Origin of the sequence: Formosa haliotis (genome assembly GCF_001685485.1) — a bacterium.
In the GTDB taxonomy this organism is placed as follows: Bacteria; Bacteroidota; Bacteroidia; order Flavobacteriales; family Flavobacteriaceae; genus Formosa; species Formosa haliotis.
Window position 1 is genome coordinate 4,245,842 of record NZ_BDEL01000001.1, and the last position, 15,482, is coordinate 4,261,323.

The window sequence follows — 15,482 nt, forward strand, 5'->3', positions numbered from 1 at the left end:
GTTGTTCGTTATTTGCCGTTTTCAATTTTAAATTTTCAAATCTTCAAATTGATAATTATTACATTGTCACATTAATCAATTGTTACATTATTAACCCGGCAAAGGAGTGCTGTAATGTGGAGGAGTGGAATTGCAGGGTATCGAAATGGTTTTTGTATTTAGGTATTTTATATTTTCTATTCTGTAACTATTGTTAAAACAGGCATAGTATTTTTACTTTAAAATTGAATAATCACGGGTGTTCCCAAGGTATAAAAGATTGTATATGAACATAAAGGAAGATACAGTGATGACCTTAACAGCGGCATAAACATTAGATAATTAACTGCTAGTCTTTTTCCTTCATTATTTAATATATTGAAAAAAGGGAATAACAATTAGTAGTTAAAAATACTGAGGTCAACGCTTTCAACATAAAATAACGCAATTAAAACCTTCAAAAAATGGAAAGAACTATAGTAACACTATTATTTACGGCCGTTTTAATGTCTTGTAATTCATCAGACAAAACGAAAATTAATACCGCGTCATCTTCTAATACAGAAATTGTAGCAGACAGCACATTAAATATAGTTAAAACGGAATACACTGCAATCGACACCGATGCTGCTCTAATTGCAACGGCACTTCTGGCTGCTCCAGAAGACAGCAGAGCAAATTGCAAAGTTATAGGGTATAATATGGCTGGAGATTTTGTAACACTAAAGGAAGGAGATAACGAATTTATTGTCTTGGCAGACGATCCTAAAATACCCGGATTTAGTGCAGCCTGTTACCACAAAAGCCTAGAGCCTTTTATGGCCCGAGGCCGAGTACTTAAAGCCGAAGGCAAGTCATCATCGGAAATCTTTGAGATTCGAGAAGCAGAAGCCAAAACAACTACGAAAAAGTCGGGTTTAATCATAAGAATTTAAACGATATATAATTAAGGATTTTAACTCAGGAACCTATTTTAAAATTCAAAACAGGATTAGATTTTAATAAAAATCTAATCCTGTTTTGCTTTTGTAAACGATGAAATATCTAGAATATCATAATTATTTTAAAAAGTAAATATACGTAGTACTGTGTATTTTATTCTTCAATTACTTGTTGTAATTTGAAAGAGCTATTAATCAAGGGTTTATTCCTAAAACATTACTACTTTTTAAACCATATTCTTCAAGTGTTTTTATTAGTATAAAAACTATTTGTACTACTTACCTAGAAAACCATTGGGTGAGTTCAGATTTTGTGAATATGCTAAAAGCAATTTTGTTTTGTTTTAAATCTTTCAAACCAAAAATTATGAAAACAAAATTACTGGTATTAGTGCTCTTTTTTTTAATGAGCCAAGTAGGAAAATCACAAGTAGAGAAAATTGAAACGTATAAGGTTGGCACAAAAATAACGTACTACCCAGGGCAATGTGCTAAAGATATTCCTGAGGCAAAAGGGAAAATATCGTTTTGCGATAAAATTAGTAATTTAGGTGTAGTAGAAGCGAGTTACGGATTAAATTCTAGAGTTCTAAAAAAGATGGTTGAGAACTATTTTAATAAGGATGAGGTGTTTTTAACTTCGGAAGGGATTTCTATACGTAAAGAAAATGGGAGTTGGGATAATATCCCTAATCTTGCCATTCCCAAAGCAATTGTGTCATCATCATTTTCTCATGGGGTTGATGAAGCTTTATTATCTAAATCTGGATTTCTTTTTTTTAAGGCCAATTTTTATCGCTCGGTTAATTACATCGATATGAATACTAAAACCTTTAAAAGTGTGTCTTTACCTAGTAATAGTAATGGGACAACTTATACGCATTCTTTTGCGTATGATGAAATTACGGATGCCACTTATATTTTAACGACTAACACCCCAGAGAAGGAGTTTAACGTTTTTAAATTTCAAAACGGAAATTTATCTGTGATGGGTAGCTTAGGGATATCCGCTACAGGATCTAATAATCATAGTCAATTGCTCTTTACTAATGATGCTCTATATTTTGGAACTGATACAGGTTTGTATAAATATAACAAAAACACTTTAGACCTAGAAGCATCTTATTTTACAGATAACACGAATTATGTGAATAATGTACGTGATATAGTTGTAGATAATGATGGAAATATCTGGACTGCCAATTGGGTAAATAATGGGGGCGGAGCTATATACAAGTTAAACACCCAAACAGAAGCAATTACAACTTTTGAACTAGCGCTTACTGAAGTTACAAATTACAGATTCGATAAATTGGCTGTAGATGGTGATGGGAATGTATGGTCTACTCCAGTAAATTGGTCTGGGTTTATACACTTAAATCCTATAGAAAATAACCCAGAATGGACTTTTTTTAATATGGCTGATATTGAAAATTTAGGTTTTAAAATGGCGTATGCGCCAGACGAAATTTTTAACTTTAATAATAAAATTTATGTGATGACTACTACTGCTGGTACTACTCGTCATACAAATTTTGAGGCCATGTATAATGACCAAGGGGTTTGGCACGGTATTAATGATGATGAACCCAAAAATATTTCACATGCCATGATTACCCGTTCTCAAGTTGCCTATCCAGATGCTGATGGGGTTTGGTTTTATAATGATTATGATAGTAATGGTACGATTAGTTATATGTCTAATAGTGATACATTTAAAAGGCAATATGAAATAAATGGACATACATCTTTTTTATTAGATGCAGATGGAATCCCGGTAGTTAACGATTCTAGGGTTAAAAAATTATATATGCCTTATATAGCGAAGTTGCCAGATTTGGCACCTAATAGTGTTGAACAACTAGCTAAGTATAAGGATCAAATTTGGGTGTATAGTAGAAGGACACAAAAAATAGATATATTAAAATATGATAAATTAGTTGAAACTATCGATTTAAAAGATACAGATTACCAGAATTTTTATCACTTTACACCAGATATTTATGGTAATGCATATTTTGCTAGAGTTTATAGTGCCGATTTCTATCTTAAAAAATTCGACACCAATACACAAACTACAGAAACCTTCGAAGCTGCAGCTATAGGAGCTATAAAAAAGATTTTAGCACTTCCTAATGGTAATGTAGCTATAGTTTGTGCTAGGGGGGTGTTATTATTTAACGGAACAACACTTGTAACTATAGATAATAGCGATTATGCGGATTTAGGCAATATCGTGAATGGCGTTGTAGATATAGATGGTGACATTTTTTTACTGACTAACGATAATGCTGAACTTATTAGCATTAAGAATCCAGAATCCAACTCACCTACTTTTGAAACCATTATACTTGAAGGAGGAGAAGGTATTATTCCTGAAAGTAGTTTCTACAGACCCGTTTCTTTAGCTATAGATAATAATGGTGCATTTTGGTCTAATGCATCAGAATCTTGGCTAAAATTAACAACAGAGCATACAGCTGAACAATTTTTAAATGGTGGGGAGACCTTTGGGATTCATGGCTTAGTTTATTTTGATAAAAATGAAAACAATCAATTTGACGCGGGAGAGGGCTATGCAAATCAAAAAGTAACTATTATTACAAGTAAAAATAATATTTTCGAGACCTATACCAATGCAGATGGTAAATATTATTTCCCGTATTACGATGATGGTGGAAACTATGATATTCGCATGTCTGTTGTAAATCCTTACGTTGTTGCAACAAATAGACAAATTATATTTTCTGTTTCAAATTTGGAAGAACATACCACAGTAAATGATTTTCAATTAAAATCCAATAATATTGAAACCATAGTTGTTAAATCCTCTTCGAAATTAGGTGCATGGGCTTTTAATAGAGCAGGTTTTAACAACACTTTTACCACAGCAGTTGGAAATATGTCTGATTCTAAATCTTATAATGACATTACTTTTGATTATGTGTATTTTAATGAGGATGTTGGTAGCGATAACCAATTGCCAGAAGTTGAAGATGTTATTGTAACCAAATTAGCGCCAAAAGGGAATTTTCATCTTTTAGATTATATAACTATAGAACCAAAAGGGCATACATGGGGAGTGAAATTAGATAAAGCATTATATAGTTCTGAGGTGGTTTCAATAACGCCAAAAATTCTGTACGAATCCGATACTACCAAAGTAAAATTCACGTTACCTAAGATTGATCCTTTAGACACTTATATTATTGAGGTTAAAACGGATTTGTTCCAGTCTGAAGAAAATGGAACGGTTGTGGGGTATGGATTTTCTAAGGCGGCAAGTAAAGACTTTGAAGATGATGGAAATGGCTCAATAGGGGATAACATTATAGATTTAGTTCCTCCGCCAGGAGGTACAGGGAGCGGCTTTTCTGATTTGCCAGAACCATTTTGGCCTCCAAGTGTACCTAGTGTTCCTGCTCCACCTACAGTTGAAGGCAGAACTAGTCCGAGTAAATCTGATGGACCACATAGAGTACCTATTCGAAGTTCCTACGCTCCAAACGATAAATTAGTAACTCCTGGAGTTGCCGGAGTAGAAATACATGAAACACCTCTTGATTATAAGTGGTTAACTTATACAATTCGTTTTCAGAATGATGGTAATTTCTCAGCAAAGGATGTTTTTATTATTGATGTATTAGATGAAAAATTTGATCAATATTCATTAAGCTTCTTAGAAAGTTCACATCCTATGTCGATAGAAATTATTCCTTCTGAAGAAGAGAATATTGTGAAATTCAATTTCAATGATATTTACTTAGATTATACGGCAAATTCTGAAACCGAAAATCAGGGATATGTTACTTATATGATAAAGGTTAAAGATGACGTTGATGTTGGAGATATATTGGAAAATCAAGCATCCATTTATTTCGACCAAAACCCACCAATATTGACGAACGTAACACAAAATAAATTTACAGAGATGATCCTTGACGTAGATGAAATTTCCGAAAATGAGGATTCTATACAAGCATATCCAAATCCTGTAGAAGATGTTATTTATTTAAAATCGGCTAATAGTTTAGAGTTTGAAGTTGCTTTATACACATTGCTAGGTCAACATATCCTAACAAAATCCAATAATGTAGGACATGCAAGTTTGAAGGTCTCTGACTTAAAAACAGGTATGTATTTATTAAAAATAACGAGTAACAAGGACACGACCAAGACCATTAAATTCATTAAAAATTAAAACAAAAATTTTAGTCTGTATAGTAGTCATATAAAAAAAGAATACCCACAATTGAAAATATAGTGTTAAGATTAAACCAGAGGTAGTGTTTTTGTAAACATCTGCCTCTGGTTTTTATTTTTTAACTTCTTGTATACTAAAATCTGTATAGTGTAATGTTTCATCTCTGAGGTCATTTTCATTGATTAAACTTCTGTAAATCCCCCATTTTGGTCTAACAAAACTTGCCCCAGGTCTCCAGTTTACAATACCTGTCTTGGCGTAGCTAAATAACACGGTATCGTCGTTTACATTTTTTATTTCAATCTTATAATTTCCAGAAGTACTATAAGTAATAGTTTCTGTAACGTCTAACCAAACACCAGTTAATGGGGCTAAGGGAGTTTGTGCTAAAGTAATTTGTTTGTCGGTTTCGGCATACCGTAACTCTAAGCGATCAGGATTAGATTTGCGGGTGGTTAACGTATAAATTGGCATGCTTTCTAAATCGCCACCAACCGATTTTAATTGATGAATGTGTGTAAAATTGGAAGACGATTGAAAACCTTCGTCTAGTTTAAATTTCCATTTATAAACTACAGTTTCATCTTCTGTTCCTTTTAAGTTCTCTGGAGATTGATCGTAGGTTTTTATTTCGTTGCGTTGTCTATCAAAATTTATACATCTATCGTTATCTGGTGAGGTATGCATATGGAATCTAAACACATAAGCATTTAATTCGTTATCGAAAACTTCATCTATATGCCTTCCAAAGTCGGCGTGATTACAATCTGGTGTTTCAATAGGGTTTGCTCCAGGGGCTAGAACCGAGGTAATTAATTCATAAGTTTCCCCAGGACCATCTGCCTGTAATGTAACGGGAGCTAAAGGTATATTCGTTTTAACAAGCGTAATGGTTACAGCATTGTTGGTTGTGTTTTCATCGGTATATACATTTTCGAAGGCCGGTTTAAAAGCGATACTTGCAATAACCTGTGTAGTATCGGTATTGAATGTTAATGGTTTATCTACTTCGTTTTCTTTCGCCTCTCCATAATGGTAAGTCAAAGCCTCTTCTATGGCTGTTGTTAGCTCATTTGAGTTGGTCCAATGAATTTCATTTGTCGTAGTAGAAACAGAAATATCGGTAAGTACGGGTGGGTTTCCTTCATCGCTGTCATCATTACAACTTACAAATATATAATGGGCAGTGAGCCAAAGGCAAATAAATAAGAGCTTTTTCATAAGTCTAAAAATCAAAATATTAGTATTGATTTATATGTTTACAAAGGTAATTTAAGTGAAACGATTAGAACACTTTTTTTATGATTTTAGCTTGGAATACACATAAAAATCTTCATCAACTTCAAAGTCTACTTTATCATAAGATACTGGTAAGGTTTTCCATGCCGCTGTGGGGTATAGCCATTGTTCTTTTTTATCTATTGTCACTTGAATCGGCATGTCGAAGTTATCTACAATTTCTGTCCAACGGTATTTTAAAGTGTTGTTCTCAATGGAATACTCTAAAGTAGGAATGCGAACATCTCTTAAATACTGATTGAAAAAGGCCGTTAAATCGATGCCTGTTTCCTTGCTTAAATAGGTTTCAATTTGTTGCGTATTTACCGTTTGGTGGTAGAATGTTTTATTCATTCCTCGTAAAATGTGTCGCCATTTTTCATCATCCTCTATCAATTGTCTTAAGGTGTGTAACATGTTTGCACCCTTATAGTACATATCTCCAGAACCTTCGTGGTTTACATTGTAAACGCCTATAATAGGTTTGTCGTTTTGTATGGCATTACGTGTGCCTATAACATATTCTGCCGAGGCCTTTTTACCGTAATAATAGTCTAAAAATAAATTTTCGGAATAGGCAGTAAAACTTTCATGAATCCACATATCTGCGATATCGATATTGGTAATATTATTAGCAAACCATTCGTGGCCGGCTTCATGAATAATTATAAAATCAAATTTTAATCCCCATCCGGTTCCCGATAAATCACGGCCTAAATACCCATTTTCGTATTTATTACCATAGGTTACAGAGCTTTGGTGTTCCATGCCTAAATACGGTACTTCTACCAGTTTAAAGCTGTCTTCGTAAAACGGATACGGGCCAAACCAATGTTCGAAAGCTTTCATCATACGTGGTGCATCTTTAAAATGGACTTTGGCCTTTTCAAGATTCTCTTTTAGCACGTAATAATTCATGTCTAAAGGTCCTTTTTCTCCTTGATAAACTTCAGAAAAATGCGCGTAATTCCCAATGTTTACATTTACTCCATAATTGTTTATAGGATTTTTTACCGACCAAGTATATGTCTTCGTACCGTTGGTATGTATTTTTGTGTCGGTTAATCGCCCATTAGACACATCCATTAAACCTTTTGGTGTTTTAACAGAAATATCCATACTATCTACTTCGTCGTACATATGGTCTTTACAAGGCCACCAAACACTAGCTCCCAAACCTTGGCAAGAGGTTGCTACAAAATCATTTCCGTTATCGTCTTTTTTCCAAGAAAAACCACCATCCCAAGGTGCTCTTACAGCTTCTTTGGGGTGACCTTCGTAATGCACAATAATCTGGTTTACGGCTCCTTTATCTTGCGGTTTTAAAAGCGTAACAAAATGTGCATTTCCATCATTTACAACATTTAATTCCTCCTTATCTTGAGTAACTTTTGTGATTTTTAAAGGAGCTTGCAAATCGATTTGTAAGACGTTGGCAGGCTCTAAAACAGTATATTGAATGATGTTTTGTCCCGAAATAAATTTCTCTGTAGGTTGAACTTCAACATTTAAATGATAATAGGTTAAATCCCACCAAGCCCGTTCTGGAGTAATACTACCACGTAGGGTGTCTTGATGTGTAAATTTATTTTTTTCAGATAATTCTTGTCCGTAACTGGAAACGGTAAAAATTAGGAAGGCTAATAAAAGTAAATTGTGTTTTTTCAAGTGTATTAGTTTTAGAGAATTTAGTTTTTTATAATGCTGTTGGGGAAAACAACAGGACTCTCAAAGCCCGCTTTGTTAATAGATGCGACGCCAAAATAATAATTATCAATTACAATACCTTGTAAAGTAAATTCCGTTACATTACCTACAGGTCGGCTATAATCCCAAGTCGGAGAGGTTGTATCTCTCCAATAAATTTTATATCCAACCGCACCGTCTACTGCGTCCCATTTTAATTTAGCCGAAGCTTCAACAATCCCGCCTATGGCAACCGCAGATGGGGCAGGAGCAGCCGAGGCTAGGGAAGCAAGGTTAATCGCATTTACAGCTGTTAATTTTTTAGCATAATCGAAATTAACATGCTCGAACGTATCTCCATAATCTATACCGTGTTCTGTACGAATGTCTTGATGTTGTTGGGTGTAGTTTTCGTGTGCTTCCATAATCCGGATCCCTGCAAATCCTAGATCGTTAAATGGCCGATGATGACCACCTCTTCCAAACCGATCTAATCTATAAATAAGCATGGGGTTCATTTCGGGCATATAAGTTTTAGTTGTTTTATATACATAGCGGGTTAATTGCCGTGAAATGCCATCGACTTCACCACCGTAAAAACGACGTAATTTACGCTCTTTTTCTGTTTCTGTAGGTGGAACGGGTTCAGAAAAAATTCGAAACGATCTGTTGTCTATAACACCATCTACACCTTCAATATTGCCAATCATGTCGTTGTTAAACACACCAATAATATCCCAATTGTTGGCTTTGGCATAAGCTGCAAATCCAGCACCACCAAATAGCCCTTGTTCTTCGCCAGATAATCCTAAATACACAATACTATTTTCGAAGGTGTACTGCGATAACACACGTGCAGCTTCAATGGTACCTGCCATTCCGGAAGCATTGTCGTTTGCTCCGGGAGCATCTGTTGTAAAATCCATAGTATCACTAGCACGAGAATCAATATCACCAGTCATTATAATATATCGATTAGGGTAGGTTGTCCCTTTTTGAATGGCAACAACATTAACCACCCAGGCATCGTGTGGCACTCTTGTATGATTCGCTTTGGTTACAAAATCTTTTTGGTAAAATACGTTTAAACAAGAGTTACAAGTTTTCGAAATAGACTCGAATTCGGCTTTAATCCAACGTCTTGCAGCTCCAATTCCCCGAGTTTGAGATACAGTATCGCTAAAGGTGTTTCTTGTGCCAAATTCGGTTAATGTTTTTACATCGTTTTTTATGCGATTGGCCGAAACCGCATCAATTATATCGTATAATTTTTGATGATTTTGCCCCGACATTAACATCGTACTGCAGGCGAAACCCATACATAAATATAAACGCCATGTCATAATTTTACGGTTGAATTAATGAGTTGCAAATGTATTTAATAAGTCGCGAACTTCGTCTGTGTCTTTAACGTGATATTTGGCACTTGTTTTTTTGAAACCAACCTTAACGGTAAACGCCGATTCTGGTAATTCTTCAAACATATATTCGTCTGTCCAATCATCGCCAATAGCAAACATAAAATCGTAATTATCTTGTGTTAAAAGACGTGCTGCAGCACGACCTTTATTAACATTACTGCTTTTAATTTCGGTTACTTTATTACCTTTTAAAACGGTAAGGTCGTTGTTTTCAATTAAGCTGTTTAATACGGTATTTAATTCAGTAGTTCGTATTTGAGCCAGTTCTGGGTCTGTTTTTCTGTAATGCCAGGCCAGCGAATATTTTTCTTTTCTACAAAGGTTCCTGGGGTTCTGTCTACAAAATCTTCTAATACTGGTAAAATGCTGGCCATCCAATCATTTTTTATATGTTCTAGCATTTGCCAATCTTCATCTTTTTGTTTTAGCCAAACGCCATGATCGGTTATTAAGGTGTAATCTTTTCCTGCAAACCAATCTTCAAAGGTTTCTCGATCTCTTCCGCTAATAATAACCAGTTTCACATCTTTGTTAGTATTTATTTTATCTAATAATTTAAATAATTCGGCGTCGGGTTTCGCATCTTTAGGGTTGTTTTTAAAACCTACTAAAGTGCCATCAAAATCTAATAATAATAGTTTCTTTTTGCTTTTTTAAAGGATTTCGAAATGTCTTTTTTTAATGAAGAGTTTAACCGTTTAGAAATGAATATATCTTCTTTTTGTTTTGTAGATTCTAAAGTTTTTAAGAATTCTTCCGCCCATTTTTCAACCGTATAACGTCCCAATCTATTTTGAAGAATTTTAATTCTGTTTTGTTGTTCTTCAAGCGGCATTTCTATGGCTTGTTTAATGGTATTGGCGATTTGTTCAAAATTATTAGGATTAATTAAAAGGGCCTCATTCATTTCTTTTGAAGCTCCAGCCATTTCACTCAAAATTAAAACCCCATCTTGATGAATTCGGGTAGCGATGTATTCTTTGGCCACTAAATTCATTCCATCACGGATAGGGGTAATAAGTGCGATATCGGAAGTAGTATATAAATCAATTAAATTTTCGAAAGGCATAGAGCGGTAAAAGTACCAAACAGGTGTCCAGCTTACGGTTGCAAACTCCCCATTAATTCTACCCACTAACTCATCGGTTTCACGTTTTAGTTTTTGGTATTGCGGCACATTAGATCGAGAAGGTACAGCTAATAAAATAAGACGTACTTTCTCCTTATATTCTGGGAATTTATTTAAAAAATATTCGAAGGCCCGTAAGCGTTTCGGAATCCCTTTAGTATAATCTAAACGGTCTATAGACAGAATGATTTTCGCATTAGAATCCGATTTCACATGCTCGTCTAAACGACGTTGTAATTCCGATCGTTCTTTACTTTGCTGATTATCGTTTACTAACGCGGCATTATAAAATTTGTCGTAATCAATTCCCATAGGAAAGGAGTCTACTTTTATAGTGCGATCGTGATAATCTATATTATTGAATTTAACTTCTAGTCTAAGAATACGTTTTACAGAACTTAAAAAATGACGTTCGTAATCGTAGGTATGGAATCCAATTAAATCGGCACCAAGCATGCCTTCTAATAATTCTTCACGCCATGGAAAGGTTCTAAAAATCTCGAAGGATGGAAATGGAATATGTAAAAAGAATCCTATCGAGATATTCGGTTTTTTGTCTCGAATTAATTTAGGTAGTAGCAATAATTGATAGTCATGAACCCAAACGGTGTCGCCATCATTAACATTCGCGAGAACAACATCGGCAAATTTCTGATTTACCTCTTTATAGGCTTCCCATTCTGAACTTTCAAAAGTGGTGTATTCCATAAAATAATGAAATAATGGCCAAAGGGTTTTATTACTAAAGCCGAGATAAAAATTATCAACGTCTTCAAGTGTTAGTGGTACAGTAACACATTTTTCTTTGGTCACCGCTTTTTTTACTTCTTTAGTTAATTTAGGTGTTAATTGATCTTCTGTTAAACCGGACCAACCTACCCAAATACCATTGCCTTCGGCATGTACAGATTTCATTCCTGTCGCTAAACCACCAATACTGGGTTTAATTTCTAGCTTAGAATCTTCTAATTTTACTTGTAAAGGAAGTCTGTTTGAGACTATAATGGTCTTATTCATGAAGTTGTATTTTGATTAGCAATAAGTTTTTCGTTAATTTAAAGAAAAATAGGTTGCTAACCATGTAAAAAGAAGATTTAATGAATAATTTAGACTATGGAATTATAGGAAATTGCCGAAGTGCAGCACTCATTTCTAAAACGGGATCCCTCGATTGGTGTTGTTTGCCAGAATTCGATTCAAGTTCTGTTTTTGCTAAACTTTTAGACGAAGAAATTGGAGGACATTTTGGAATTACTGTTGATGATAGCTACAACGTGTCTCAGAAATATTTAAAGAATACAGCCATTCTAGTAACGTCGTTTAGTAATGGGGTAGATGCATTCGATATTATGGACTTTATGCCACGCTATCACAAAACAACAGGAGGGTACCAGTCGCCTCCAGAAATCATTCGATTTGTAAAATATAGAACAGGGACTCCAAAATTTTCGGTAGATTATAATCCGAAATTAGAATATGCTTTAGGCGATACCAACACTTATGTAAAATCTGATTTTATTGTTAGTTTAACCGATAAGGAAAAGTTTGATACCTTATTCTTATACACCGATTTAGATAAGGAATCTGTGATTAACGGAACAGAAATAACATTATCACAAGATGCTTATTTTTTAATTGGGTATAACGAGAAAATATTTAAACCCGATGTACACAAGGCTTATATTGAATTTGAACGGACTAAGGTATATTGGTTAAATTGGATGGATAACACGCCATCTTACCAGCGTTATAATGATGAAATTTCTAGAAGCGCTATTACTTTAAAGCTGTTAACCTACGATAAAACAGGAGCCGTTTTAGCTGCAGCAACTACATCTTTACCAGAAACTATAGGGGAAGTTAGAAATTGGGATTACCGTTTTTGCTGGATCCGAGATGCTTCTATGGTAATTAAAGTGGTGTCGCAATTAGGGCATAAAAAGATCGCAAGACGTTACTTGCAATTCATTATAGATTTAATACCAGACAAAGATGAAAAGCTTCAAATTATGTATGGTATTAATAAAGAGAAAAAATTAACCGAAGAAACATTAGATCATTTAAGCGGTTATAAAAACTCTAAACCTGTACGCATTGGAAATGCCGCCTACGAGCAACGCCAAAACGATATCTATGGAATTTTGATGGATGTTATCCACCAGCAATTAGTAAATTTTAAAACAGATATAGAAAACGGTGAAGAAATTTGGACCATAACTAAAGGTATTGTTTGGGTTGTAAATAAACACTGGAAAGAAGCCGATAAGGGCATCTGGGAGTTTAGAACAGAAGAACGTCATTTTACCTTTTCTAAAGTCTTGTGTTGGGTGGCAATAGATAAAGCTATTAAAGTTGCCGAAATTTTAGGAAAAACAGGGAAACTAAAAAAATGGATTCCGTTAGAGCAAGAGATAAAAGCCGATATCATGACCAATGCTTGGAACGAAAAAGTACAGGCATTTACGCAATCTTATGGATCTGAAGATTTGGATGCCTCGGTATTACTTATGGAACCTTACGGATTTATAGATGCCAACGATTCTAAATATGTTAATACAGTAAAAGGTATTGAACGTGATTTAAGTAATGATGGATTATTATACCGCTATAAAAATAAGGATGATTTTGGATTACCATCGTCATCATTTACCATTTGTACATTTTGGTTTATAAATAGCCTGTATAAAATAGGAGAGGAGCAAAAGGCTATCGCACTTTTCGATCAGTTATTATCCTATAGTAATCACTTAGGTTTGTTTAGTGAAGATATTGATTTTGAAACCAAAAGGTTGTTAGGAAACTTCCCTCAAGCCTATTCTCATTTAGCGTTGATAGAAACAGCCATAAATTTATCTAAAGTTACAGATGAAGAAAAAGTTATAGAAACAATGCGCGATATCCGCGATGATTCTGCGAAATAAGTACCGACATAAAACATAGTTAAAACATAAAAAAGGCCAATTCTAAAAATAAGAATTGGCCTTTTAACATTAATTTGAATTAGTCAAGCATTTGTTTTTAGAAACAATATTTATTTTCCTTTTTTACCTTTTCTGCGATTTCATTTCTTAAATCTACAATATCAGGATAATTGGTATATTTTGTGAATCGTTTTAATCCCATTAGCATCATTCGTTGCTCGTCACCTTCTGCAAACGAAATAATACTTTCTTTTCCTTTTTTCTCAATAATGTCTACGGCTTGATATAAATACAATTTAGACATTGCGATTTGTTCTTTTTGAGCATCTTCGCCAAAACGTTTTGCATTCTTTTCGGTTCTCAAAATAGCCGATTCAGCCATATAAATCTCAATAAGTATGTCGGATGCAGCCATTAATAATTGTTGGTGACTTTCTAAGTCCGGACCAAATTTTTGTACGGCGGCTCCAGCAACCATTAAGAACACTTTTTTAAGTTTGGCCACCATAGCCTTTTCTTCAGACAATAATTCAGAATAATCAGGGGTGTCAAAAGACTGGATTCCCATAAGATCTTCTTGAACTTTCATAGCAGGTCCTAATAAATCGACATGACCTTTCATGGCTTTTTTAACTAACATCCCTACGCAAAGCATACGGTTAATTTCGTTAGTTCCTTCGTAAATTCTGGCTATTCGCGCATCTCTCCAAGCGGCTTCCATAGGGGTGTCTTCAGAGAAGCCCATACCTCCAAATATCTGAATACCTTCGTCTGCACAATGTTGCACGTCTTCAGAAACTGCTACTTTTAATATAGAACATTCTATAGCATATTCTTCAACACCTTTTAATTCGGCTTCTTGATGCGTGTTTCCTGCAGCTTGACGCATGGCAATACGGTCTTCAATATTTTTTGCAGCTCTATAAGATGCCGACTCACCAACATAAGCATTTGTAGCCATTTCGGCTAACTTCACTTTAATCGCTCCAAAATCTGAAATCGGAGTTTTAAATTGCTTACGCTCGTTAGCATATTGCACAGCGGTAGTTGTAATACGACGTTGCGAATCTAAACAGGCTGCAGCCAATTTTATACGCCCTATATTTAGTGCATTCATGGCAATTTTAAATCCTTCGCCACGACCGGCTAACATGTTTTCTACAGGAACTACGGTGTCGCTAAAAAACACCTGACGAGTAGAAGAGGCACGAATACCTAGTTTATGTTCTTCTTCGCCCAAAGTAATTCCGTTTGGGTTTTCTGCATCGTATTCCACGATAAATCCGGTAATGTTTTTATCGTCTTCAATACGCGCAAACACAATCATTACACTACAAAAACCTGCGTTCGAAATCCACATTTTTTGTCCGTTAATAAGATACGATTTTCCATCATCAGACAATTTTGCCGTTGTTTTTCCTGAATTAGCATCACTACCTGCACCAGGTTCTGTTAATGCATAAGCACCAAACCATTCGCCCGTTGCTAATTTGGGAACGTATTTCTGTTTTTGTTCTTCTGTACCATATAAGGTAATTGGCATGGTACCAATACCAGTATGTGCACCAAAAGCCGTACTAAACGATCCGGTTCCACTCGAAATATAGTCGCAAGTAAGCATGGTCGATACAAACCCCATTCCAAGCCCACCATATTCTTCGGGTACCGCGACACCTAAAAACCCAAGTTCGGCTGCTTTACGCATAACTTCTTCGGTAAGGGCATAGTCTTTTGCTTCAAATCGTGGTTTATTCGGAATAATTTCGCGGTCGTTAAATTCCATAACCGCCTCTTTCATCATGGTTTGCTCTTCAGAAAAATCTTCTGGAGTAAACACATCTTCGTAATTTGTTTCTTTTATAAGGAATTGTCCTCCTCTTAGTATGTCTTTGTCTGTTGTTTCCATAGTTTAATTATTAGTTG

At 34.9% G+C, this 15,482-nt stretch carries 7 protein-coding genes and 1 pseudogene; 3 read left to right on the top strand and 5 right to left on the bottom strand.

What is annotated here, in order from left to right; genetic code table 11:
- Nucleotides 1-443: 443 nt before the first annotated feature.
- Nucleotides 444-914 (top strand): hypothetical protein, encoded by a 471-nt coding sequence (locus tag A9D35_RS18815; protein ID WP_174545279.1) that lies wholly within the window; start codon nucleotides 444-446, stop codon nucleotides 912-914.
- 373 nt (nucleotides 915-1,287) lie between these two features.
- A complete protein-coding gene (locus tag A9D35_RS18030) occupies nucleotides 1,288-5,121 on the top strand; it encodes a DUF7619 domain-containing protein (protein ID WP_159427079.1) in 3,834 nt (1,277 codons plus the stop codon).
- Nucleotides 5,122-5,235: 114 nt separating this feature from the next.
- On the opposite strand, the gene A9D35_RS18035 is transcribed toward A9D35_RS18030, so the two are convergent.
- From A9D35_RS18035 to A9D35_RS18050, 4 genes and pseudogenes are all read right to left on the bottom strand, one after another.
- Entirely contained in the window at nucleotides 5,236-6,345 is a 1,110-nt protein-coding gene (locus A9D35_RS18035; protein ID WP_141675579.1) for a polysaccharide lyase family protein, read from the bottom strand.
- Nucleotides 6,346-6,423: 78 nt separating this feature from the next.
- Nucleotides 6,424-8,070, bottom strand: coding sequence for a M1 family metallopeptidase (locus A9D35_RS18040; RefSeq protein WP_439951248.1), 1,647 nt, complete (start codon nucleotides 8,068-8,070; stop codon nucleotides 6,424-6,426).
- 20 nt (nucleotides 8,071-8,090) lie between these two features.
- On the bottom strand, nucleotides 8,091-9,407 hold the full coding sequence (locus A9D35_RS18045; RefSeq protein ID WP_066225579.1) for a M28 family metallopeptidase: 1,317 nt from the start codon (nucleotides 9,405-9,407) through the stop codon (nucleotides 8,091-8,093).
- Between the two features lie 39 nt (nucleotides 9,408-9,446).
- Nucleotides 9,447-11,655: pseudogene (locus A9D35_RS18050) on the bottom strand (bifunctional alpha,alpha-trehalose-phosphate synthase (UDP-forming)/trehalose-phosphatase).
- An 80-nt stretch (nucleotides 11,656-11,735) separates the two neighbouring features.
- Here A9D35_RS18050 and A9D35_RS18055 point away from each other — a divergent pair.
- Nucleotides 11,736-13,559, top strand: coding sequence for a glycoside hydrolase family 15 protein (locus A9D35_RS18055; RefSeq protein WP_066225581.1), 1,824 nt, complete (start codon nucleotides 11,736-11,738; stop codon nucleotides 13,557-13,559).
- 97 nt (nucleotides 13,560-13,656) lie between these two features.
- On the opposite strand, the gene A9D35_RS18060 is transcribed toward A9D35_RS18055, so the two are convergent.
- Nucleotides 13,657-15,465: an acyl-CoA dehydrogenase FadE gene (locus A9D35_RS18060; RefSeq protein ID WP_066225585.1), complete on the bottom strand. Its 1,809-nt coding sequence runs from the start codon at nucleotides 15,463-15,465 to the stop codon at nucleotides 13,657-13,659.
- Nucleotides 15,466-15,482: the final 17 nt, after the last annotated feature.